Genomic DNA, 25,716 nt, shown 5'->3' with positions numbered 1-25,716 from the left:
TGGTTCCCAGTTGCTTTATTTTCTATTTTTAGAATAGTTCATATCATCAAATAAGTGAAATACATATTTTTTTTACTTTTTCTAAAAAAAAACTTATAATCCATTTTATATTAAATTAAGAAATCCAAAAAAGCACTATGAAATTTTCAATAATTTCATAGTGCTTTTTCGTTAAAGATTGGAATTTTTATTCAAGAAATCAATAAAGTTTTTCACAGTAGAGAGTTTTAATGAATCCTGGTTATACATTAACCATGTATTTCTTAATACCGGCTTCCCATTTTTGTAGGATAACCCGTATGTATGCAAATTATCTGAAGGCTGCAGGCATATTTCCGGCAGAATGGAAACACCAAGATCATTTTTGACCATCTCTTTGCACGTCTCCTGCCGATCCGTTTCCATAGTTACAAATGGTGGCTCTGGAAATCTATCATGCCACCAGCCATTTATTAAGTTTTTTAAAGAACTGTCGGTCTTATAATTTATGAATGGAAGTTCCGGCAAATTATCCAAGTCTACCTCTTTCTTAGAAATTAAACAAAGTCTTTCTTTATGCAGTAACGATTTGATTCCATACCATTCATAATTTCCACGCAGTATGCCTAATTGAACACTAGAGGAATCCAGAAGATGCATGATTTCAGTACTCCAGCCTGTATTCACATTAAATTGTACATGAGGATATTGTGTTGAAAACTTTTTCAATATTTCTGGTAGTTTATATTGGGCAAAGTTGCTGGAAACGCCAAGCCTTAACGTTCCTCTAACTTCATTTTTCATATTCAGCATATAATCTTTCGTTTTTTGCAACTTTTTCACCATTTCTTCCGCATAGCCCGCTAAATGTATCCCTTCTGAAGTGAACTCAATGCCTCCTTTTATTTTGAAAAATAGGTTTGTGCTAAATTCTTTTTCTAAATTTTTAAGCCGGTACGTAAGCGCCGGCTGCGATATATATAAACGCTCTGCGGCACGGCTAATGTTTTTTTCTTCATATAGTACCCTTATCGCAATCCAATCTTTTTCGTCCACTTAACCATCTCCCGATTTTTGGATTATAAGTTTTTTTATCATTTTCACTTAAAAAATATGTATTTTACTTATGAATGAACTTATCATACTATATTTTCAAAGGAACCGGTAGTGCTATAAATATTGATTTGAGAAAAGGTGGTTATACAATGAAAGTACCAGTAGTTGTAATGCGCGGCGGAACAAGTAAAGGTGTGTTCCTTAACTTTGAACATATGCCTTCGAATCGCTCACTCTGGGAAGATTTCTTACTTGACGTGATGGGCAGTCCGGATCGGAGACAGATTGATGGTCTTGGAGGAGCGAATTCATTGACAAGTAAAGCAGCGATCATCAAAAAATCAGAATCACCGGAATTCGATGTGGAATATACATTTGCGCAAATCAGTATCGATAATCAAATGGTTGATTTTAAAGGAAATTGTGGGAATATTTCATCTGCTGTAGGACCTTACGCAATTGAGCAAGGATTAGTCCCTATACAAGAACCTGTTACAACGGTGAAAATTTTTAACACGAATACACAAAAACTGATTATTGCAGAAGTTGAGGTTGAAAATGGACAAGTGAAAAAAGAAGGCAGCTGCTCAATTCCAGGCGTGCCTGGTAAAGGATCACCTATCTATCTTTCTTTTACTCGTGCTGAAGGAGCAGTTACAGGAAAACTATTCCCTACAGGAAATCCAATTGACATGATTAAAACGAAGAATCGACTTATTCAAGTTTCAATCATTGATGTTGCCAATCCACTTGTTTTTGTAAGGGCACAGGATATTGGTCTAAACGGAAGCGAATTGCCCACTGATTATTCACAGGAAAAATTAAATGAACTAGAAGAAATCCGGTCGATTGCAGCTGAAATGTGTCAATTTTCCGATAAGAAATCAGCGACTGTCAAATCTCCTGCTGTTCCTAAAATGACCCTAATTGCTCCTCCTATGGATTACGTAGACCTAAACGGATCGGAAAGAAAAGCGTCAGAGATGGATTTGATGATCAGAATGATGTCGATGCAAAAGCCCCATCAAGCGCTTGCTATTACAGGAGCCATCTGTGCAACTGCAGGAGCTTACTTACAGGAAACGATTTTATCTGAGATGGTGAACATTAAACAGGAAATTTTTCGATTAGCCCACCCGGCAGGGATCATGGAAACAAAAGTTGATTTTTTGGCAGGACACATACGCGCTATTAAAGTGGTACGCACAGCGAGAATCATTTTAGAGGGATACGTGTACACGAAAAAAAATTACGAGCTTTCCTATCAATTAGCTTGATTTGAATTGATTTGCAAATTACAGCAAAAAAAATTATCTATCACTTGGAGGCTTTTCAATGTGGGTCATCACTGTCTTTTTAAAAGGAAATATTAAAATTTTTGAATTTGACACAGAAAAAGAAGCGAAAGAACTATTCAAAAATATGAAAGGCACTAAAATTCTTTCCGAAATAGTTTACTTCAATGATCCTTGTTTTGTATAAGTGAGTTTTCAATAGAGCCCAGACTATAATGTATCTCCAACTAACCGATGCCTGTAAAATTCAATTATAAAATAGGATTGGGAATAGATGAAAATTTTCCGGGGGGAGCATAGGAAGAACAGCTATATAAATATATATCATACAAAATAGTTAATATCTGGTAACTGTTGATAAGTCAGCGCTGATTTCATGCACGATAGTGCCCAGCTGATCCATTCATCTGGTGCTAAAATTGAATAGCTATAATAGAAAAAAAATCATATTGTCTGGCCATCAGGACGCATAAAGCTATACTCTAAAAACTCATATCCCTATATGATATGAGTTTTAGTCAATGCATAAAGACTTTTAATATTTAAAGTACCAAACAGCCAAGAACTTTTTTAAGCCTTGGCTGTTTTTCATTCTTCTATTTAATGTATCCCTAGATTTTTTGAACAAATTCTTATCTAATTAACCATTCAAGGAAAAGACTCAATGATTATTGACCGCTTCAACCTTTTCTTGAATATAGTGGGCTGCGGATGAACCAGCTAATTTTCCAAAGACTGCTCCAGACATTAACCCGGATCCACCAGGATAGTTTTCATAAAAAATCCCCCCAATCATTTCACCAGCCGCAAAGAGACCATTTATCGGTTGTTCTTCATTGTTTAACACATGTCCCGTAACATCTACATGCAAACCGCCGAACGAGAAGGTGATTCCGCACGTTACAGGGAAAGCATAGAATGGACCTTGCTCAATTCGAAGTGCCCAGTTGGATTTAGGAGGGGTAAGTCCTTTCGTTCCTTTGCCATCTTTCTCTGCGGGTCTATACTCGCCATCTTGTACCGCACTGTTATACTCTTCGATCGTTTTAAGGAATTGTGTTTGATTGACCGGCAGTAAACTAGCCAACTCTCCAAGTGTATCTGCTTTATAAAAAGTCGCTTCTTCAAGGTCATATTCTTTTCGCAGCATCGGGCGTACCTGTTCATCATAAATTTGATATGCCACATGTCCAGGCTGTTTTAATACCTCACGGCCGTATTTGGCATAAGTGTAATTTCGCAAATCTGCTCCTTCATCAACAAAACGTTTCCCTTCATTATTAAGCATGACGCTGTACGGATAAGAATGCTTTTTAAAAATATCTCCCGGCTTTGTGAAATCTCCTACTTTTGGCGCGTTATAATCTGTCCCAATCGAATGACAACCAGACCACTGCCCAAATTTTTGAGCCCCGACTGCCATAGCCATGGAAATGCCGTCTCCTGTGTTGAACTCGGTTCCACGAACAATTGCCGCTTCCCACTCTTCACCAATATTTTCACATCTCATTTTCTTATTAGCTTCAAAGCCGCCACAAGCCAAAATCACACCGGATGTCTGAACTGTTACCACTGTTTGATCCTTCTCAACAACGACACCGGATATTGTGTTATTCTCTGATACAAGCTCCACAGCACGTGAATCGTACCAAACGTCGATGCCAATTTCTTCTGTCCGCGCAAAGAGCTGTCTCATTAAGCCAACGCCTTTATCCTCCGTTTTGAGAGGCAGTCCTCCCCAGAAATTGCGCTTGCCATCTTGTATGAAAGATTGATTTTCATAATTCAATTCAAATTTTATTCCCTGATCACGCATCCACGCAATTGTTTCATACGATTTAGTAACCAGCTGTTTTGCTAATTCGGGATTACTTTGTCCGCCTGTTACTCGCATTAAATCATTGTAATAGTCGGATTCCGTGTATTCAGGCATTACTATTAACTCGGATTCTTCATCTGTTAATTCAGGTATTACTTTTCTGATTGCGTCTAAATTATTGTATGCTACACGAATGGCTCCATCCGTGAAGAAAGAGTTCCCTCCACGCTTTTCCAATGGTCCTCGTTCTAATACAAGAACTCTAGCACCTCCCTCTTTTGCTGAGATTGCGGCACACAATGCTGCGTTTCCTGCCCCTACTACAACTACATCATAATTTCGTATATTTGACATCTTTACCCCTCCTGATAAGTAGTGATAACGCTTCATGTAAATAATAAGTGAAAATAATGAATAAAAATAATATTGTTTTTTTATTCATTGCCATAGAAAAATTTTATGAAGGAATACCGGAAACGCAAAACTATAGTGACTCTATTGGTTTACATAAAAAGATAGATTTCTTTTTTCATTAGTTGTATTATACTTTTAGAAATCAAATGAATTATCATTATTTATAATTACCCATAAATATTTTTTATGGTTAAAGGAGAAAAATTTTATGGATGAAAAAGACTGGCTTATTTTAATTACTCTTTACGAAGAAAGAAATATAACAAAGGCTGCACAACGACTATTTATTTCTCAGCCAGCTTTATCCTATCGTATAAAACAGCTGGAAAAAGAGTTCAAAACAAATTTAATCTCTAGAGGCAAAAGAGGTGTCGAGTTTACAGTTGAAGGGGAATACCTCGTACAATATTCGAAAAATATGCGTAAGCAATTAGGAGCTGCAAAAGAACACATCTCAAATTTGGATAAAAAAGTAAAAGGAACTTTGCGCTTGGGTGTATCTGGCTTGTTTGCCCGTTATAAACTACCAGTATTATTAAAAGAATTTCTAACCCTATATCCAGATGTTGAAATCAGTTTGAAAACTGGATGGAGTTCTCAAATTCATCAGATGCTTCAAAAAGAAGAAGCACACCTCGGGATCGTTAGAGGTCCTTACAAATGGCAGGAAAATAAAGTGTTATTTCAAGAAGAAAAGATTTGCATTGCCTCCAGTAAAAAAATTGAATTAAAAGAACTTCCTTTTCTTCCTAGAGTTAATTATCAGACAGACCAATCGTTAAGAAATACTATTGAAAACTGGTGGCAGGAAACATTTGCGGTACCACCTAAGATTTCAATGGAGGTAGATCGGATTGAAACATGTAAGGAACTGGTTCTTAATGGTTTAGGATATGCCATTTTACCAGAAATCTGTATTAAAGATGATGAACCACTGTATACTTTCCCCATTGTATTAAGCGATAATAGCTATTTGCTTAGAGAAACTTGGGTTTTTTATCGGGATGTGACTATGGATTTGGCACAAGTAAAAGCATTTATTGATTTTCTTAATGATTCTAAACAATGAAACCAGACGAATCGAAATAAAACTAGTAAAAAGGAAGAGAATTAACATGAAAAAGTGGGATTTAAATGATGCAAGCAAGACAATCCAATTTTTAGCTGCACTTCTAACTGCTTTTATTGGAGGCGGCCTTTTCTCTCTTATCAGATTGCCAATCCCCTGGCTTCTAGGTCCAATGGCAGCCCTATTAATTACATCACGTTTCAAAAACGTTAAATTAATTTGGCCCGTTTCGATGAGAAATACAGGATTAATTATTGTAGGTTATTCAATAGGCATCTCTTTTACCAAGAGCTCACTGTCTGATATGATTAGTCACCTTCCCTCAATGTTGATCCTTACAGCCTTAATTGTCCTTGTGTGTGCATGTTCAGCTTTTGTTATGTCAAAATATTCCGGCATTGACTATCCTACATCCTTAACGAGTAGTATACCTGGAGGTTTGTCACAAATTGTTGTGTTTGCAGAAGAAATGAAAGGTATTGATATTACGACAGTAACCTTTTTCCATGTTACAAGAGTGATAATGGTTGTTTTCTTAGTTCCCTTTTTAATTTTCAGTCCTATTTTTGCAGCGAAAAGTACCAATGATTCCTCTAAAATAATGGATAACGTTATTCCTGAGTGGAGTGATTTATTTCCTATTATCTTTCTGTTCGCGCTTATTTGTTTCCTCGCAGCAAGAATAGGTAAAATATCCAAATTACCAGCTCCTTACTTTTTAGGACCAGTAATCGCTGTTGCGGCAGTAGGCCTTTTTGGTTTGAAGGGACCACCACTTCCTCCTTCACTTCTTGATATATCTCAATTTATGGTTGGCGGTTATATCGGTTTACTATTAAAACCGGAACAACTTGACAACAAAAGAAAAACCTTGTTTTTTGCTTTGATGAACGGACTGATTTTGATCTGCGCAACAATGTTTTTTAGTTTTCTACTGACCCAGTATTATGATTTATCGACTATTACGGGTTTTTTAAGTTTAGCCCCTGGTGGAATGGATCAAATGGGAATCATTGCACAAGAAGTAAATGCTGATGTATCTACTGTTACCAGCTATCAACTATTTCGGATGGCTTTTATTTATGCCGCAGTACCTCCATTACTAAGATTGGTATTAAAATTAAGTTTAAGAAAAAAAGACAAGAACAATAACGTTAAAACTAAATGTTAATTAAAAAAGGAGAGAGCTTTGCTCAAGGACACTGAAAGTCTGATTTATAAAGAAAAGAAGGTCATCATTCACAATATTTAGATGATGACCTTCTTTTTAAATACTAAAAAAAATAGCATTAAATTTTTAAAAATTTCTTTATTGTATCACTTATCCTTTGGCTTTCTTTGCTCTCCTCCCTCCAATCTTTTTTAAGAATAAATTATTTTGATACCAACACAAAAAAAATATGTATTTAACTTATTGTTCTCCCTGTATTACCTTTAATAAAGAACAGCGCATAAGCATAATGTAAAACTTATTAATCTACCAGTTAATTTTTTATGAAGACACGAAATTAATTCTTAGTCATCCAGAGATCAATTGAAAGCGCATTCAATATTTGGGAGGGGATTTAATAATGTTTCTTACAATTTTAGGCATCTCCATGGTTACCGTTTTTACCTATTTAATTATGTCCAAACGTTTATCACCCATTGTTGCTTTAACTTTAGTTCCGATCGTTTTTGCAGGAGTTGGTGGTTTTGGAAGCAAAATCGGCACTATGATGATGGAAGGCATTAAGCTAGTCGCTCCTTCTGCAGCTCTATTATTATTCGCCATATTGTTTTTTGGCATTATGATAGATACGGGCTTATTTGACCCACTTATCAAAAAGTTATTAGAAGTTGTCAAGGGAGATCCTGTCAAAATTTCGATGGGTTCCACAATTCTTGCATTACTTGTGGCCCTAGATGGAGACGGTACAACAACGTATATCATTACTGTTTCAGCTATGTATCCACTTTATAAACGAATCGGTATGAATCCATTGGTTTTAGCCACTGTAGCCATGCTGGCTTTAAGTGTTATGAGTGGTATGACCCCCTGGGGCGGCCCTGCTACCCGAGCAATAGCAGTATTGGGACTTGATGCATCCGAATTTTTTGTTCCACTTATTCCTACCATGATCGGTGGTGCTCTTTGGGTTATTTTCGTCGCATTTATTTTAGGGAAAAGAGAACGTAAACGACTTGGTGTAATACACATAGAAGAGTTCAAAAATGAAATAGCTGCTACTGTTGAAAATGAAGCCACTGAAACATTTCCTCATATTGACATTAAACGTCCTCGTTTTTTGTGGGTTAACTTATTAATTGTGGTAGGCATTATGGTCATGCTTATTATGGGATTGGTTCCTTCACCCATTTTATTTTTGGTCGGTTTCGCTATAGCTTTAATGGTTAACTACCCCAATCTGGAAATGCAAAAAAGACGTATCTTAGCACATTCTGGAAACGCTTTAATTGTTGTTCTATTAGTTTTTGCGGCAGGAGTATTTGCAGGAATCTTTTCCGGTACAAAAATGGTTGATGCTATCGCTAATGGACTGGTTGCGATAATACCTGCTTCATTAGGACCGTTTTTTCCTGTCATTGTTGGCATTACAAGTATGCCATTCACTTTTGTTTTATCGAATGATGCCTATTATTTTGGAGTTCTCCCTATTCTTGCAGAAGCAGCATCAGCCTATGGTATTAGCCCATTGGAAATTGCTCGTGCTTCTATATTGGGACAACCCGCTCATTTAATGAGTCCACTTGTTGCATCAACCATTCTATTAGTTGGCATGGTTGATAAAGATCTTGGAGAATATCAGAAATTCGCATACAAATGGGCCATCTTGACAACGTTAATCTTAACAGTATTAGCTATTATTAGTGGTGCTATTTCTTTTATGTAATTTATAAAAGTCCTTGTATACTTGTTTGCAAGGACTTTTGTGGCATTTTTCAGCTAGATGGTTTTTTGATACAACTTTGTTGTTAGGTAAAGCATGTCCTTCCTTGACTTACTTACCAAGTTCCATTTCTTTTTCAACCGTTCCACAAAACGCTCATTGATATAAGTACGGACAAACTGGTCCTTTTTCCAAATCGATGTCTTTTCTAAAAAGGCTGTTTTCACATACTTTGTTGCTATTTACCAGATAGTGAGTTGTGGTTGATTTCCCCTCCAGATGTTCGCTTTCCTTGGTGCGGGCGGTGAGCCTCCTCGGCGTAAACGCCTGTGGGGTCTCACCTATCCCGTTGCTCCCGCAGGAGTCTCGCACTTCCGCTCCAATCAACCTTAAATAGTTTCGTTTTAAAAACAACACTCTTTACGAAAAGAGCCTCTAAAAAAAACACCCGCTTAAGGCGTTGATCCTCAGGCAAGTTGGACCCTGCCTTATTCGCCTCCTCTTCCAGTGAACTTTCAATCTTTCTCTGGATCACCATCGCTTGATAATACTAAAAAAGAGAATATATGGTAATATACTAGATTTCAATAGATTTTCATGCATTCTCATGTAATAGACTATATTCGGTTTTTTAATAGCAGATTCTGCTTCTGTGCGGTTGTTACTTGCTTGTAGCACTTTTACCATAGTAATAGCCACCATTTCCATGGTTTCAATTTTTACGGTCAATTGCTGAATGTGATATTTTACTATGAGATTTTTATTTATGGCGGCAGTTTTTGCAGACTTTGATGGTTTGGTTTGTTTCAGTTTTGTGCGGGTAGAGAAGCTTTACTCCTGTTCTTTCACACAGTGGGCATGTCCCTCTGCCATTTGAAGGCAAGTGGCTGATTGATTTTCCTCGGTTTCTTTTTGCCATTCCCCATCATTCCTATTCATAATAATTCTTGTTTCTTTATTAAATGTTGGACTGGCACAAAGGTTGATAGGCATTTGATGGTTTTTAACAATAGAGCCGCAATTCACATGAAATATATTACAACTTTCCTTTTACAAAATTAAACAAACAGCAACAATATTAAACAATTTTAAACAATAAAAACAGTTGATTACCAATATACAGTTTATAGGAATTATAATGGAATAAAATCCAGTAATTTTGTACTCTCAAAATTACTGGATTTCGAGTGGCGCAGTACTTTTAAATAGGAAAAACAGTCTAAAATTCATTCTTCTAAAATAAAGTATTATATTTTCACAATAAAATTTTTGTAGAGTGGATTTTTAACTGCCCCTGATTTTACGACAAGATATTAAGTACATTCAACTTACAATAAGCTTGTATTAAAATTTTTAGCATTTTGGGGGTGCAGTTTTTGACAAAACTGAAAAAGCAGAAATGGAAAAGGAATTTAGTGGTGATGACTGCCATAACCGGACTAGGGTTCTCTACATTTTATACAGGCCTAAGTATTCCGGTTGCAGCGGTCGAACAACCTGACCAGCCGATTCCTAAGAAAGAATCGGTCTCAATTGTTCAACTTGTCGTACCAAATGATAAGGCAAAGGACAAGCTTCTTGAGCTTGGAATTGACCTTACCCACAGAATCGAAGCACACGACGGAGTCTATGAAGTGGATGCCGTTGTCACACCAACAGAAATTGCCATGTTAAAGACCTTTGGCATCAATGTAAAAGAGACCCTGATCACCGAAAATCAATGGAGCACACGCGTGGCAGAGCGGCAATCTACTGTCCAGCTGCAAGCCAGTCTGGCAGCTTCCGAGGATACACTTAAAGTCCTTAGGGCAAACCATTTTACCAATCAATCAGGCACCTTCCTATATCTCGAAGTAAAATCAAGCGCCGGTGCGACTGCTAGCACAGCACTTAAAGCAACTTGGACCGAGAACGGTGAGGAAAAATCTGCTACACTTTCTAGATTGGTAGATTACGGTGAATATTTATATCACTATTTGCTTTTACCAGTTAGCGCCATTCCTTCATCTGTTAAAATTGAAAGTAATCTTGGAGGAACAGCTACGAGCACCATTACTGAATGGTTAGGGAAAGAGCCGAAACATCCAAAAACAGATTATGTTACGGATTTTGTTGACCACTATATGGCACCAAATGAATTATACGAACGTGCCGAAAAACTTTCAAAAGAATTCCCGAACTTGGTAGAAATCATTGATATGCCAAATAAAACAAATGGTTACAGACGTCTTGCCCAAGCAACTATCGGCGGCACGACCAATCTCGCAGTTGTTGTTTCCTCAAAAGCATGGGGACATGAAGGCGGGAATGATGTATCGGTAGAATTCAAGAATCCGGGAACCAATAATGCACCACTAAAAGTGACTGTGGATGGTACCAAGATTTTAGTAGATTTAGCTACTGATTCGTCAGGAAAGGCAACAAGTACTGCCGCACAAGTGGTTAAAGCACTGAATGAGAATGCTAGCCAACTTGTCACTGCGACTACATACCGCGGTAATACTGGTGCTGGCGTTGTCGCACCAACCACAAATGCTGCGATATTAACTGACGGCTTGAAAGCTGGGGCAGACGTTTCCCGTGATCCTTTCACAGTAAAAGCGATCCGAATCGGCAAGCATCGTGACGGTTCTAAACCAGGTGTTCTTGGATATGCTCAGGAGCATGCCCGTGAATGGGTGACCCCACTCGTAACAATCGAAACGGCGGAAAGACTACTGCGAAACTATAATCAAGATAGTGAGACAAGAAAGCTTGTTGATAATCTTGATATATTCCTTGTACCTTCAGTAAACCCTGATGGTGCTAATTACAGCTTAAATGATTACAATATGCAGCGTAAGAATATGACCAATCACTGTGGTCCCACTGCCTCTGATCCTGGGTACCGTAATAATTGGGGAGTTGACCTTAACCGCAACCATTCTGTTGGTTCCGTTTTTGATGGCTATATTGGCGGAGGTACAAGTTGCACGGGAGATACTTACGCTGGACCAGCTAAAAACTCTGAGCCTGAAGGAAGAAACCTTGTCTGGCTTGCTGACAAAAACCCAAATATTAAGTTTGCAATGAATATTCATAGTTATGGCGGCTACTTCATGTGGTCCCCTGGTGCTTACGATTCAAAACGTACAACACTGCCACGCCCATCAGCTGGTGAAGAAGCGTTTTACTGGGCAGCTTCTGATAACATCTTAAATGATATTCAAGACCACCGCGGAACGGTCATTCTACCTAGCCGTACAGGTCCTATTCCTGACGTACTATACTCTGCTGCAGGTAACTCTGCGGACTACCTATGGTATGAAAAGGGGATTTATGCCTGGAACTTCGAAGTAGGGGCAGATTTATGGAATAAGGATACAAAAAGATGGCAGGCAGTTGGATTCCAGCCAGCCTTTGCAGAAGGTCATGAAGAAGCAATGGAATTTGCCAATGGGTTGATTGGCTTAATTAAAGTAGCCTACAACAGTGCAAAAGACCATCAGCCCCCTTCCTCAAAAGCTACACCTGGAAACGGTAAATACACAGGTCCGGTTGATGTTAAGATTGAAACAAGTGAGCCAGCCACGATTTATTATACGCTTGACGGCAGCCGCCCAACCTTCCAATCAGCTAAAATTAAATTAAGCGGCACCCGTGAATTTGCAGAAACATTAAAAATTGAAAAGACTACAACCATCAATTATTTCACTGTGGACGCCGCAGGAAACATTGAGAAAAACTACAATCCACTTAGTAATGGGAAAAACTATAATTCTGTAACGCTTACAATAAAATAACAGTTTGCAAGGGGTTGGCCTTACGGGGTCAACTCCTTTTTCATTGGTACATTTGGACTGATAGACTTTCTATTATATTGGGCCTTCTTTTTATATTTCAGCCTCTTTAATAGGTGGCCATAAAATCAACAAACCTCTAGCAAATAGTTCTGCTATTCCAAATCCGTTGTCACATAGCTTAATAGGATTTATGGCGATAACCCTAGTACAAATTATCGCACTTACCAACTGTAATTATATAGAAATACTATGGTTGCCAAATTTTTAAAACAGGCTCCTTCTTGAGAGAATGGGCATCCACAATTAAGAAAAGTTATTGAGACCCGGCTAAAAAGGCTTCTAAAAAAGGCAGAAATAAAAAAGAACATTACTCCACACTCATTTAGACAATACGCAAACTTCATTATTGATTGAAGCTGGAGTTGGCATTAAAGAAATACAACAGCGACTTGGACATACAGATATTAATACTACAATGAATATCTATGCTCACATGAGCCAATATGGAAGAAAAGGCCTCCCAACAGTTTAGCAAACTGATGAAAGACCTTCTCCTATAGTTAGTTTTTTGTCACAGGTTGCCGTGTTTTTAAAAAAACGAGGACAAGAATAGCATTTTATCATTTTAGACGTTGATATAACAAGGTTTTAACCCCTTATTACATCATGCCGCCCATATTTCCACTAATTTTTAACATGTTTAACGCATAATAACACATGCTTTCTAACCCGCGTTATTATGCGTTTTTTTATGACTTTTAATGTAACATCTTTAACTCAATTTAATGGAGTAACACAGGGTTGCGTCTCCCTTATAGAGACACCTACCATTCTACATAATGGGCTACATTAAGATGTCCTAACGACTATTATTATGCCCTCACTAAATCAAGTTATTTAATTATGCCTCCATGGAAATGAGTCTATATTCACCTTGTAGTTTTACCATTACGAACGCTATACTTTACTCTTCAGCATACTAGGTTTATTTTTTCTTAGAAAATAACAGGGATTTAATCCGGACCCAGGGACGCTCATTCTCCCATTCTACTTTGACTGGGACACAAAAGGTCTTTTCCAATAATGACTCGGTTAATACGTCCCTTTTTTCTCCTTTACCCATAACGTTCCCCGAATTGATTAACATAGCATGGGTTATAGATGGTACGATTTCTTCAATATGATGTGTAACATATAAAATGGTTGGGCCGTTCGGTGCAGCAGTCATATCTTCAATAGATGCTAATAGCTCTTCTTTAGAGTAAATATCCAGTCCATTGCAAGGCTCATCTAAGATTAATAATTGCGGTGAAGACATGAGGGCCCTTGCAATCATTACTTTTCTTTTTTCACCTTGAGAGAGTGTGTGGATAAATTGGTTAGACAAAAATTTGATTCTGAATTGGTCAAGTAATGCTTTTGCTTTCTTTACATCATCCTCTGTAATTTCCTCATATAATCCAATTGAAGCAAATTTTCCGCTTAAAACTACTTCAAGTGTTGTATCATTTGGGCGTGACTGATATTCCTGATCTAATGAGGAACTGACCCAGCCGATGGATTTCCGCAGTTCTGGAATATTCGTTTTCCCAAAAAGATTTCCTAAAACTGACACTTCACCACTATTCGGCCATTGATAACCTGTAATCATTTTTAAAAGAGATGTTTTCCCTGATCCATTTAGACCTAGAAGTGCCCAATGTTCCCCTTTTTGGACCTCCCATGAAACCCCATTCAATATCAGCTTTCCATTTCGCTTCCAGATAATATTTTTAAGTGAAATGGTGTTTTTCGTTCGACTCACTTCTTCTCCTCCTTAAGGTATTAAAGCCTTTTACAAACGGTTTTACCCTTGTACAAAATTTTTAAAAATGTTTAATTGGTCCCTTGCTACGTTAGTAGACAAGAACCAATGTCCCCTAGCAACCAGGGATAGTGTAAAAAACAATTTAACTGAATAATGCAATTATACTTACATTTTAACATTTTAAAATATAGGTTCTATCTTATAGAGCTCCAATTTGTCGCATATATAAAGATTAGTGTTTTTACAATGATTGAAGTTTGCAGGACTGCAAACTGTTGCCAGCCATAATCCAAGTGAACACTTTACCCCGTTTGTTACAATAGCGAAAGTTCTCTTATCTGCAGCTTAACAAACTGTTAATAGCAATATTGCGGAGTCAGGTTAGTGAGACGATTGAATTTCTTAAATAACATGCAAGTTGAACTTTTAAAATGTCTTCTGGATTCGAAAAGGAAATTTGAAGCTTTTCTTCGATCCTTTTTAGCCTTTGATATAAAGTATTAACATGGATATGCAAATTTTTGGCTGTTTGTGTAGCTTGACGGTCGTTCTCCATATAGACAAGCAGGGTTTGTTCTAAATCCAAAGTACCGTCTTTTTCAGATTGGAGGGGATTAAAAATTTCATTTACAAAAGAGTTCAAGTCATCAATGGGTTGGTGAATAAAAAGATAATTTATGCCAATATCCTGATAATTCATGATACTTTTAAGCTGTCTCGAGATTAGAAAGGAAAGGGCTTTATCCGCTTCGGAGTAACTTTTCGCTATATTATCCATACTTGGATAGCAGGTACCCATCCCTATTTTTAGCGTTTCTTCATGCACATTAATCCAGTTGGAATGAATAAGCGCTAATCTCCTTTTAACATAATCTTGATCTGCAAAGTTATTAAATTGACATACCAACGTCACTTTATTTCCATAACCAAAAACTATTGAAACAAATATTCCTATCTGCTTTTTAATTTGGGCAATAAGTTTGTGCATTTGCATATTAACAAAATGGAAATCTGCATGAGGATGTAGATGAATTACGATTGCCATATAATAGGGATGATCATTAATTCTAAGCTCACTGGCCTTCTTTCGTATCAGGTTATATTCTTGGCTCTGAATAAAATCATTAAATAGATCATTTGTTTTTTGATAAAAAGAATCAACTAATGTTTGATTTCTGATAATCTCTAATGCAATTACTGAGCTTGCCTGTTCAATAATCATTTTGTTTAAAGGAAAAAGGTCATCTTCCTCCATTTCTACGGCCATTATTCCAATGGGTACATCGATAGCAATAATAGGATGAATATACAATGACTGACTATTATAAGACTCAGTAAAAAAAGATTGAGTTGGTAATTTTGTATTTATCTTTATCAGCTCTGAAGGAAGCTCCGCTTTCCATGGGGTTGGACTTGAATATAATTGATCATCTGTTAAGTCTACTATCATTAATGGATGATTTATCATCCTTTTTATTTCATTTGCGATTTTCTGTAAACCTTTACTTTGAAGAGACAGTTTTATTAAAGAATTGTGTATGGTATCTCGTTGAATTAAAAGGTCATTTTGTTTTTTTAGATTTTGGTATAGCTTCGAATTTCTTAAGACAATAGAAACCTGATCGGAAAAACTTTCTAACAGTTGTTGATCATCTTTCGTTAAAAGAGGATAAATACCATTTTGGTAGACGATCAAAACACATAAAGTACTCTCCTCAACCTTTATTGGCACTGAAATAATGGATTGTAAATCGTCAAATTGGACAGAGTTATACAAATGAAAAAGATTACCTGGTGAAATATTAGAGGATTCTGAGAGAATTCCCTCTATATTTGTAAGAATAAAAGATTTATTATCTTTAAAGGTTTTTCCGATAATTCCCTCCCCAACCCTCATTCTCATTTTTCCAATTTCTTCATTAGGACCGCCTGTCCATGCTTTAGGAAAAAGCACCTCTAAGCTTGGTTCGAATATCCATAAAACTCCCATATTAGCTGCAGGTATAACAGACAAGGCATTTTCTAATATTTTTTTTAACAAATCATCTAAATCTTCGTGTACGGATATATCACGGATGCTCTCCATCATTTTGTTCCTAATATATTTTTCTCTATCTAGCATTACTTGCAAGTAATGTAAATCGATTATCGTTTTAAGTTTTTGCTTGCTTTCGATTTTTAATACGGATGATTTGCTGAGCCTAAGGACAATGGTTGTATGATTGACATAATGATAGTAAATATCGGTGTGATTCTCATGGGTGCGAATTTTTTCATTGAAAAATCTTTCTGGTATGGGTGTTTCTTTGTCAAAATGATGAGATAAAACAAGTGAAAAATCTAATCCATTTAGGCTTTGCCACAGCTGAAAATGTGAAAAGCAACAGTCACCCACTAAAAATTGTTTGATTTTCATCAATGTTTCCACTTTATACAACCTCCATAGGAATATGTAGACCTCCACATAGTTTATGTAATTATTATATAGAACCAAACATTGTTTGAATAGTTAGAATTTTTTATAATTATACAGAATTCAACTAATTTCGCCAGGAGGAATTATATGGTATCTAAATTGTCGCAGAACTGGAAGTATGTCATTATCATCTTGCTATTTTTAGGATGGTCAATTGGAAACTTTGATCGATTTTTTATGAATTATGCGATTTTAGGTATTTCAGAGGATCTACATTTAAGTGCCTCCCAGACTGGAATTGTTTTAAGCAGCTTTTTTGCAGGTTATGCCTTAATGCAAATTCCCGGGGGGTGGCTCGCAGATCGGTTTGGTTTCCGAAAAATCATTATCATGGCTGTTTTTGCTTGGTCCGTCTTCACGATTTTGTCAGGAATGGCATGGTCCTTCATGTCCTTAATCCTCATTCGATTTCTTTTTGGACTTGGGGAAGGCAGCTTTTTTCCATCTGCGTCAAAAGGTATTGCGAGTTGGTTTCCACAAAATGAACGTAGCCGTGCCATGTCCTTCATGCTCACTTCTGGGACAATTATGGGTGTAATAACACCAATTATAGGTACCCAGTCCATGCAAAGTATCGGTTGGAGAACAATCTTTTATATTGCGGGTGCCATTGGTATTATATTTGCCTTCCTCTATGTATTTTTCATAAAAGAGCGGAAAGATTCAACTGTAGGAAAAAGTGAAAACCCTTCGAAAAATAAAGCACCCTTAAGAGAAGTTTTAAAAACTCCGATTATCTGGAATTTGTTCATAGCCTATTTTGCCATTTATGCAGTGCAATGGGGATTAATGGCGTGGATGCCGACTTATTTAGTAGCGGAACGACATCTCGACTTAACATCAGTCGGGTATATTTCAGCTATTCCAGCGTTTGCAGGAATTATTGCAATGATTGTAAGCGGCTATATTTTGGATAAATTACCTGAAGGGAAAGATAAGCTAATTGCAGCTGTATTTGCAGTATTAACGGGGGTTTTTCTATATTTAATGGCTTATGCACCAAATATAGCAATGTTTGCTGTCTATCAAAGTGTTGTTACTGTATTCATGTCGTTTAATATTATTCTGATCATCTCAGCTCCATTAAAAATGCTGTCTGAAGAGGTTGTAGGTACCGCAAATGGGTTCATTAATACCGGAGCGCAATTCGCTGGGGTTCTTACTCCGATGTTAATAGGTTTTTTAGTCGATGCTTTTGATGGTTCTTATACAGTTGCTTTTATTATGCTGATTATGTTTGCTCTATTGTGTGCGGGATCTTTATTTTTAATTCGCACTAAGAAAGAGGTTCCTTCTTTCAAAAATAACGCAATTTAGGAGATGGAAAAATTGACTACTCTATCAGAAAAAATTACAAATTTAATAGATAATAAACGCACCTTGTTTACACAGCTAAGTGATCAAATATGGGAGTTTGCAGAAACCAGATTTGAGGAATTCCGTTCAGCTGATTTGCTTAGCGAAGCAATGGAAAAGGAAGGGTTTACCGTAAAAAAGGGAATAGCTAGTCTTGAAACAGGTTTTATTGCCTCATATGGATCTGGTCATCCGGTCATTGCGATTCTCGGGGAATATGATGCCTTGGCAGGGTTAAGTCAACAAGCACGCAGCAGTAAATCTGAGCCCATTATTAAAAATGGAAATGGCCATGGCTGTGGACATAATTTGCTGGGAGTAGGTTCCTTAGCAGCAGCTATTGCGGTTAAGGATTATTTGATAGAAAATAAGCTTGGTGGAACCGTACAATATTTTGGCTGTCCAGCAGAAGAAAGTGGATACGGGAAAACCTTTATGGCAAGAGACGGTCTTTTTAAAGATGTTGATGCTGCCTTCTCATGGCATCCTTCAACAATGAATGCTGTCATGAACTCCACTGCCAATGCTGTCATCCATGCACACTTTAAATTTAAAGGGAGAAGTGCCCATGCCGCTGCATCACCACATTTAGGAAGAAGTGCCTTAGATGCAGTCGAACTTATGAACGTTGGAGTCAATTATTTGAGGGAACACATGATTGATGAAGCTCGAATTCATTATGCTGTAACCAATACAGGAGGATTGGCTCCAAACGTTGTTCAGGCTGAGGCGGAAGTGACATACTTAATCCGTGCACCGAAACCAGATCAGGTAAAAGAGCTTTATGACAGGGTAGTTAACTGTTCCCGCGGTGCGGCACTTATGACGCAAACGAAGGTTGATTTCGAAATTCAAGGTTCCTGCCATAATTTAATTCCAAATCTGACCCTTGAAAAAGTGATGCACCAATATATGCAGGAAATAGGCGCACCTCTTGCTACTCAACAGGATATAAACTATGCAAAAACAATCTATGAAACGTTGACTGACGAGGAGAAGCGTACGGCAGCTTTACAAGTTGGGAGACAAGGAGCTTCTCAATTAGCAGAACGACCTATTGCCGAATTTATCGTTCCTTTTTCTGAAAAAGAAACATTTATGGGGGGGTCTACAGATGTTGCCGATGTTAGCTGGAATGTTCCAACTGCACAATGTGTTACTTCCACCTGGGCGTTTGGAACACCCTTTCATACCTGGCAGGCTGTCGCACAAGGTAAAGAAAGCTACGCCCATGATGCCATGTTATTAGCTGGAAAAGCAATGGCATGTACGGCTATTTCGGCTCTTGAAAACCCAGAATTACTTGAAAATGCTAAAAAAGAATTAGCTGAAAGACTCGAAGGGGAAACTTATACATCCCTAATTCCAAGTGACCTTACCCCTCCGAAAAATAAACAAAAGGGTATCAAACAAAAATTGTTTAATTGATAGTTTGATCAATTAAAAATAAAAATATCATTTAGATGCATTAAGGTGAACCATAAGTAAAGGTGTTGCTTGTAATAATAAATAAGCCTACTCGAGTGTTGTTCCCGAATAGGCTTATTCCAAATAATATTAAATGACTAAAATAATGGTTCCCCACTATTCGCCCTATTAATTCAATTCATGTTACTTAGATTTAATAGTGTTTAATCTGTGTAGCCTTTGCTATCTCCACCGTAAAATGTTGTGAAATTTGAATTTATTCAACATATTTAAATCTACTCTTTTGAAGAATTTTCATAAGAATATATAGACTTCACACCATAGTTTGAGATTTATCGAGTTTACATATGATAAATTATAGGAAGTTAATAGTACACAAAATAATCCGTCTCACTACAACAAGTAATCTTGTTGTAGTGAGACGGATTAAAAAATTCCAAATAACATTTACATTTTATTGAATCAATTTCTTTTATTGTAAAGTATAATTTGGGAAACTCCAACTACGGTTTTTCCAGGACTCCGTAGACAGAAAAAACCTCTAGGTATATTTTAGAGGCTTTTTTTATTAGTATCTCATTGCAAAGAGTAATCTTAACTTATGAGACGAAAAAAATGAGATAATCCATATAATTCCAATACAAACTTGCCATCCTATTTAAGAATGAATAATTCCCTTCTTTATACCAGTTTGACTCTCTTTATTACATTAGAATTACGTAATTATGTTCGTTGGGCGACAGTTCTGAATGAGTCAACTCCTTCTAAATAAGCAAGGACAGCTTTTAATTTCAACTTAAATGAATATTTTGTCATGAAAAATAGCACCTCCAATTGTTAGATGGTTTCTAACAATTGGGGTGCAGTTCAGAAACTACAAGGTCTATTTCACCAAATAATTGGTTGTTACTCAATCTGTCGCCCTCTTAGTAGCCCCACCATGCAATGTAATTCGAGGCCTTAACAATACCTTTTGCGGTTCTTTTTCAAATATTGAATGCGTCGATTTACTAGCCCAAATGTACGCTTCCCCTGCTTTTAACTGATTTAGTTTCGTAGGCATCAATTCTGCTGTGGCCGTTAACGTCTTTTGAATATGCTTTAACCATAATGGTGCATTGAATTTGTGCAGCACCACTAGATTCGATAATTCGATAATTTCATTTGGTACTGATGGAGGGTTTTGCGAAGCGATGATCATCGACACGCCTTTATGGCGCATTTCTCGAATCACTTCAACCACATTTTTCATAAGGGCTGGATCATCCATGTATTTGTGCGCTTCATCAAATACAATCATCTTGTTGAATGGACGGTCATGGTTTTTCACATCAGAGAACACTCGAAGCAAAACCATGAACAATCCAAGCGCTTCATTCTCTTCAATAAATTCGTCACGAATATCAACAATAACGACTCTGCCTGGTTTTAACGTTTCTCCGATTCGGATTCCTTCGTTAATATAATCCTCTACAAATCGAAGCCTTCTCTCCAGCAGCTTTCTAGAACGATCATCAAAGTCCTCTTCTTCAATTCCGCGGCGAATATTCTCAAGCGTTAAATTCCTTCGGTAAAGACGAAGAACGGATTTCAACTGTCTCAAATACATTGCAGAATTGCCTTCCGAGTTCATAAGGAATTGCCAATCCTCCACATTCAATTCATCTGTACTAAATTGCAGTGGCAACACTTCAAACGAAGGAAAATCGCGCTTTCGTTCTTCCACACGATCCACAGGCGTGATAATAACGACATCTTCAATGCCCTCTGGTTCAATTCCGTATTCGGCTCGGAGTCTTTCCACTTCTCGTTCATTGCTGTTTGGCTCTCGAATTGAGGTGAATTCCGGTTCATAGGTATCGGAACGGCTATAATGGAAGACCACACTGCCAAGTGGCGCTGGGAGCTTGTTCGCATTGGTAAAATGCTTTGTTGCCATTTCTAGAATTGACCCAACGGTATAGCTTTTTCCACTGCCTTGAACACCAAATAAACTAATCGTTAATGTCCCGTCTAAATCAATGCCAATGGTGTCCCCATTTATCGCCAGTTTTCCTAAAATTCCAAACTGATTGCTCACATGGTGATCACCAATGAAAATTGTTGGGGGCGGACAATTTTCCGCTTCTTCAGGAACTGAGGAATTGGGCTCTTCCTCCTCGTCTCCATCTTCTAACTCTAGATCGAGCAATCCATTGGGATCATCATCTTTAGGAGTCTCGGAATCTTCCTCTTCCGCAATATCTGTTTCTAAATCCAAGTCAGAAGGCAATACCTCTTCCGCTTCGAATTGCACTTCTTCACTATATGGACTTTCATCTTCAGGCTGCTGAATCTCTTCCTGTTCCTCTAAATCCAAAGAAGGCTCATCCATTTTTTCCTTTCTTCTCTCTTCTCTGATTCGCTCCAACTCAAGATCTGTAAAGAAGAATGAGGCACGACGTTGCAACTCTTCTCGTGACAATTCACCAAAATACTCGGTTTCTTGATCAAACTCTGCTTCCGCCGATCGGAAATACTGTTCTACCTTGTCTTTTCCGACTACATGATAACCGACACCATCTAAGGTTCGGCTGTCAATGCCTTTTTGATCCATCGCGAAAATGAAGGCATGTTTCTTAAACGACAGATGATAAGGTTCCGTCACATCATCCATTTTTAAAAGGAACGATTTAGTTTTCAAATAAGCATCGCTTGTGACACTTTTAAAGCGATACGAACGATCAAGATAATAAAATAGAATATTGGCTAGTTCCTTTGATTGTTGCAGAAAAACAGGCTCGCTTTGTTCTTCACTCACAAATTTCTTTCTCAAAAGCTGCTCGCTGTTTTCCAGCTGCTCGACGATATCTTCACGAAAATCAGTCGCACTTACAATATTTCCACCTGGAAGCGTGTTTCGCCACTTCACTTCAATAAGATTAAACGCAATTTCCTTTTTCGATGGTTTACAGGCAACGGTTAAAATGTCGGTCATTTTTTGACTCACCAACGATTTCCGTTCTTTAACAAACCAATTTTTATGGGCATCTAAAGGAATCACGATGAGCTGAAGTTCTTCATTCGATTGATTGAATTCTCTAAAATACAATCGCGCTAATGCCATACCAAGTGCACCTTTAACTTGCGAAGTACTGGACGTAAGCTTCATAACAAGCTGACCAGAGATAGCATTTAAACTGTCTATCACGGCACTTTCTGCATGTTCACCTAGCTTTAATCCAATCGACTGAGCGACTGGCTTCACGATGTTTTCAATCTCGGATACCTTATTGGTCGATACATAGACTTGATTTCGCTCTAAGCTGTCATCAGGCGCAAAGTCGATCAAGTGATAACGATCCCTGCCAGATGCTGGACGATCAAGGAAATCAACCCCTAAGTATTCATCAATGATGATCACCCAGTCGGAGGCCTGATGAATCCCTTCTAGATGTTTTTTTAAATCGGCATCCATGGTAATCATTAATCCTGGCAGATTACCGATCTCGTCCGTTTCATCAAACATCATCAAGGAAGAATAGCTTGCAAGCAGTGACAGCATTCCTTCAGCCTTTTGGTTGCCAGATGGTTTTCCTTTTGTTGAGACAAACTTTTTCCAATAAGACATTTGATCATTCTCATTTTTCCCGCTTGTATGAGAAACTAACTCATAGCTCAAGCCGTTGAAATAGGAAGAGCGATATTGTTTTGCTTTTTGTTCATTGATAAATCCTACCTCTGCTTTTAACAGTTGACTTAGGATAGAAAGATTAGCCTCAAATTGATTCGGGTCCTCTTTAAAGTCACTGGTTAAATGCTTGGAATAAGAGAACATCGGGAATAATGGATTTTCGGTTTCCATCGTAATTCTCGCTTGGAAATCATCAACCATTTTACCTTCTCCAGAGGTCATCAAATCATCAATCGCGTTTCCTAAACCATCGAGCATTTCTTCATGCTCAGTGAACAGTCTCAAGTTGATCCGCAGGTTTTGGAAAATCCGATATTTCTCCTCCTGGAAGGATTTAAAAATTTGCTTAAAGAGAGCAAGGATCTCGGATCCATCGTCCGGTTCAAACACATTAATCGTGAGAATCGATAAATACGGACGTTTTTCTAGATATTGTAAAAACTTTTCCTTCATTCGTTGATAAGGAAATTTACTTTTACGCTTGTAATTTCGATTGATCTGCAAAGTCTCATTGATACTTTCCAGGAAAGCATCGTCGGTCATCTTCGAGATGGGAACAAAAATGCCCCAATTGTTTCCAATTGTATCAACATTCACATACCAAGAATTATGGCGGTCCTTCACCATGAATGGATAATAAATACTCGTCTGTTCTGACAATAGCGTTGAAATACCGCGAAGACGACGATCTCTGTCAGATAGTCTGCCCACCTCATTCATCCACTTATCGCTGGTCTCTTCATATTGTAAAGACCAAGCCAATTTTAATGGATGCGAAGGCGTCATTAGATAAAAGACAGAATCCGCTATATGAACTTCAATCAAATCGGTCATACGAAGGCGATTCATCAGTAGCTGCGTTTCTTCTGTATTTTGTTCCATAAGCTCTGTCAGCAACGCTTCGTACATAGTCAGATATTTCTCCGCTTTTTCTACTAAAAAGCTTTCTTCAAAGCTTAAAATCTGTTCCCAATGATAGGGACCAAGGTCCGTAATCGCCTTACAGAAGCGTTTCCTTTGACGAAGAAATTGCTTATATGTGTTAGAATCGTATTCAATTTCATCATATTGCTGTTCAAATTGAAGACAGTCCTTTAGTTCTTCGTGTGAAGCATCCGTTGCATTCTTCAACGGCAACGTACCGAGAAATTCAGGATGTTTGAGCCACATGCCATGACATTCATGAAGCAAATAATTCGTTGAAAGATGAAAAATCGTATTTTGCTGTTTGCTATACAGAGAAAGCTGTTGATGGATCGGAACAGGCTGTTCTTCCTGCACTCCCCAGGTCAATTCAAACTCGTTTGGATCAAATTGAAAATACTCGTCCTCTTTCATCGTTGCTATACGAGCGGCACGAAAGACCTCCTGACTTGACCCAACGATTTCTTTCTTCTCCTCGGGCTCGTCTTCACTGTCAGGTTTTCCTTGAATGTAAAAGGCTTCCGGAGCTACTGATTCTTTCAAAATAAAGCCATCATAAGAAATTGCTTGGATCCCTATCGAATAACGCCCGGATTCAATATCGGATAATCTAGATAATTGAGTAGCCGTAACGTTTTGCGTTTGAGCTACTTTATTGGCTGACTTCTTTTTCGAAGTCGAAATGGTTTGGACAATCGTATAATTTTCTTCCGCTTCAGCATCAATAAGATGGACATGGACCCGTTCCCAGTCTTCACATAAAGGGGGTGTCGGGACACTTCGGTAATGGATTTTAAAATCCTTTTTCCCGTCCAGTAACAACACCAATCCATTTTGTCCGCGCACAAGGGCAGAGCCTTTTATCTTATCAATGGTTAATTCTTCGAGATTATCCATTACCTTTTCAACGCCCCATCGCTTAAAAACGAGTGTATCCCGTAAGGACTCATCTTTTAACGTTTCTTTTACCCATTGATCAAAATCAACACGGTGAGAATAGCTTTTTAATAAACGTAACAGTTTCTTCTTGATTGTTTTATCCTTTGTATGTAATTCATCGACTCGGTTTTGAATCGACTTTGTTACATTACGCAGCGTTTCGATTGCTTTAATGTTTTCTGTGATCCGAGTGTTTTGATTCGTAGCTGTCAGGACATCTTCATCCGGCAAAAGATAAAGGTATGGAAGGCTGTTCCCAATACTCTTCGCAATACCAGCATTTTCAATAATCGAAAGATAGAAAAGGCACCAATCAATCGCACCTGGTAATTTCCAGTTATTCTCAATCAATTTCGTCATATTCTCAATGGACAAAATTTGATTGAGATTCAAGATGAATTGTTCGGCTTCAATCTTTAATCGCTTTTTCATTTCCTGATACACGTGATCAAACGAAATCCATTCAAAGGTGGCAATATCAAATGAATCCTCCGCAGCTGTGCGTAAATTGGGAGGAATAAATAACACGATGACCTTTTGTTCAAGGTTTCGTCTTTCTACTAATTTCGTCGCGTGAATTTCAAATGGCTTACGGTGGCTGTTATCATTTGAAGTCAGAACATAAGCTTCAAATTTCCCCGCCCCATTCATCAAGATATCGTTACATGCTTTTTCCATGACATGGGGAGAGAGAGCGGTTACTTGTGCGCAATGTCCGGGCTCTTTATTAATCAGTTTCTCAATCAATACCGTGGCGACATAGGAGCCCACCTTTTGATCAAGATCATCCCGTTCGATGATTTTCATA

13 protein-coding genes and 1 pseudogene are annotated in these 25,716 nt (G+C 37.7%); 9 read left to right on the top strand and 5 right to left on the bottom strand.

The genetic code is table 11. The features are described from left to right. Positions 1 to 171 precede the first annotated feature (171 nt). Positions 172 to 1,035: a LysR family transcriptional regulator gene (locus OTG27_RS17150; RefSeq protein ID WP_034313052.1), complete on the bottom strand. Its 864-nt coding sequence runs from the start codon at positions 1,033 to 1,035 to the stop codon at positions 172 to 174. A gap of 149 nt (positions 1,036 to 1,184) precedes the next feature. Here OTG27_RS17150 and OTG27_RS17145 point away from each other — a divergent pair, with 149 nt between their 5' ends. Continuing rightward, the gene (locus OTG27_RS17145) at positions 1,185 to 2,312 is read left to right on the top strand and encodes a 2-methylaconitate cis-trans isomerase PrpF family protein (protein WP_268937534.1); all 1,128 of its coding nucleotides are present in this window, start codon (positions 1,185 to 1,187) and stop codon (positions 2,310 to 2,312) included. 58 nt (positions 2,313 to 2,370) lie between these two features. Continuing rightward, positions 2,371 to 2,517, top strand: a complete 147-nt coding sequence (locus OTG27_RS17140) for a hypothetical protein (RefSeq protein ID WP_164468794.1) — start codon at positions 2,371 to 2,373, stop codon at positions 2,515 to 2,517. Between the two features lie 474 nt (positions 2,518 to 2,991). Here the strand turns inward: OTG27_RS17140 and tcuA are convergent, their stop codons facing one another. After that, the gene (gene tcuA, locus OTG27_RS17135) at positions 2,992 to 4,503 is read right to left on the bottom strand and encodes an FAD-dependent tricarballylate dehydrogenase TcuA (RefSeq protein ID WP_268937533.1); all 1,512 of its coding nucleotides are present in this window, start codon (positions 4,501 to 4,503) and stop codon (positions 2,992 to 2,994) included. A 268-nt stretch (positions 4,504 to 4,771) separates the two neighbouring features. On the opposite strand from tcuA, the gene OTG27_RS17130 reads away from it, so the two are divergent. The 5 genes and pseudogenes from OTG27_RS17130 to OTG27_RS17110 all read left to right on the top strand — a co-directional run. Next, positions 4,772 to 5,632 (top strand): LysR family transcriptional regulator, encoded by an 861-nt coding sequence (locus OTG27_RS17130; protein ID WP_249598263.1) that lies wholly within the window; start codon positions 4,772 to 4,774, stop codon positions 5,630 to 5,632. Between the two features lie 46 nt (positions 5,633 to 5,678). Continuing rightward, a complete protein-coding gene (locus OTG27_RS17125; protein ID WP_268937532.1) occupies positions 5,679 to 6,803 on the top strand; it encodes an AbrB family transcriptional regulator in 1,125 nt (374 codons plus the stop codon). Positions 6,804 to 7,203: 400 nt separating this feature from the next. Next, a complete protein-coding gene (locus tag OTG27_RS17120) occupies positions 7,204 to 8,526 on the top strand; it encodes a CitMHS family transporter (RefSeq protein WP_268937531.1) in 1,323 nt (440 codons plus the stop codon). 1,373 nt (positions 8,527 to 9,899) lie between these two features. After that, complete coding sequence (locus OTG27_RS17115) at positions 9,900 to 12,305, top strand: M14 family metallopeptidase (protein WP_268937530.1); 2,406 nt, start codon at positions 9,900 to 9,902, stop codon at positions 12,303 to 12,305. A 288-nt stretch (positions 12,306 to 12,593) separates the two neighbouring features. Beyond that, positions 12,594 to 12,865 (top strand): annotated as a pseudogene (locus OTG27_RS17110) (tyrosine-type recombinase/integrase); the annotation flags it as partial. A gap of 425 nt (positions 12,866 to 13,290) precedes the next feature. Here OTG27_RS17110 and OTG27_RS17105 read toward each other — a convergent pair. Beyond that, positions 13,291 to 14,109: an ABC transporter ATP-binding protein gene (locus OTG27_RS17105; protein ID WP_268937529.1), complete on the bottom strand. Its 819-nt coding sequence runs from the start codon at positions 14,107 to 14,109 to the stop codon at positions 13,291 to 13,293. A 379-nt stretch (positions 14,110 to 14,488) separates the two neighbouring features. Then, positions 14,489 to 16,540, bottom strand: a complete 2,052-nt coding sequence (locus OTG27_RS17100; protein WP_268937528.1) for a helix-turn-helix domain-containing protein — start codon at positions 16,538 to 16,540, stop codon at positions 14,489 to 14,491. 135 nt (positions 16,541 to 16,675) lie between these two features. Between OTG27_RS17100 and OTG27_RS17095 the strand changes: the two genes are divergently transcribed. Next, positions 16,676 to 17,905 carry an MFS transporter gene (locus OTG27_RS17095; RefSeq protein ID WP_268937527.1) on the top strand — a complete coding sequence of 410 codons (1,230 nt, stop codon included), beginning with the start codon at positions 16,676 to 16,678 and terminating at the stop codon, positions 17,903 to 17,905. Between the two features lie 12 nt (positions 17,906 to 17,917). Beyond that, a complete protein-coding gene (locus OTG27_RS17090) occupies positions 17,918 to 19,372 on the top strand; it encodes a M20 family metallopeptidase (protein WP_268937526.1) in 1,455 nt (484 codons plus the stop codon). A gap of 910 nt (positions 19,373 to 20,282) precedes the next feature. Here the strand turns inward: OTG27_RS17090 and OTG27_RS17085 are convergent. Beyond that, positions 20,283 to 25,715, bottom strand: a complete 5,433-nt coding sequence (locus OTG27_RS17085) for an ATP-binding protein (protein WP_268937525.1) — start codon at positions 25,713 to 25,715, stop codon at positions 20,283 to 20,285. Position 25,716 lies beyond the last annotated feature (1 nt).

It is taken from the genome of Peribacillus sp. AS_2 (genome assembly GCF_026891895.1).
GTDB lineage: Bacteria > Bacillota > Bacilli > Bacillales > DSM-1321 > Peribacillus > Peribacillus frigoritolerans.
The sequence above is the reverse complement of the archived record's forward strand: the minus strand, read 5'-3'. Positions and strand labels throughout refer to the sequence as shown.

Bases quoted from the DNA above. Each gene is read 5' to 3' on its own strand.
- OTG27_RS17095 (WP_268937527.1), top strand. From the start codon at position 16,676: ATGGTATCTAAATTGTCGCAGAACTGGAAGTATGTCATTATCATCTTG.
- OTG27_RS17140 (WP_164468794.1), top strand. From the start codon at position 2,371: ATGTGGGTCATCACTGTCTTTTTAAAAGGAAATATTAAAATTTTTGAA.
- tcuA (WP_268937533.1), bottom strand. From the start codon at position 4,503: ATGTCAAATATACGAAATTATGATGTAGTTGTAGTAGGGGCAGGAAAC.
- OTG27_RS17125 (WP_268937532.1), top strand. From the start codon at position 5,679: ATGAAAAAGTGGGATTTAAATGATGCAAGCAAGACAATCCAATTTTTA.
- OTG27_RS17130 (WP_249598263.1), top strand. From the start codon at position 4,772: ATGGATGAAAAAGACTGGCTTATTTTAATTACTCTTTACGAAGAAAGA.
- OTG27_RS17085 (WP_268937525.1), bottom strand. From the start codon at position 25,715: ATGAAAATCATCGAACGGGATGATCTTGATCAAAAGGTGGGCTCCTAT.
- OTG27_RS17120 (WP_268937531.1), top strand. From the start codon at position 7,204: ATGTTTCTTACAATTTTAGGCATCTCCATGGTTACCGTTTTTACCTAT.
- OTG27_RS17145 (WP_268937534.1), top strand. From the start codon at position 1,185: ATGAAAGTACCAGTAGTTGTAATGCGCGGCGGAACAAGTAAAGGTGTG.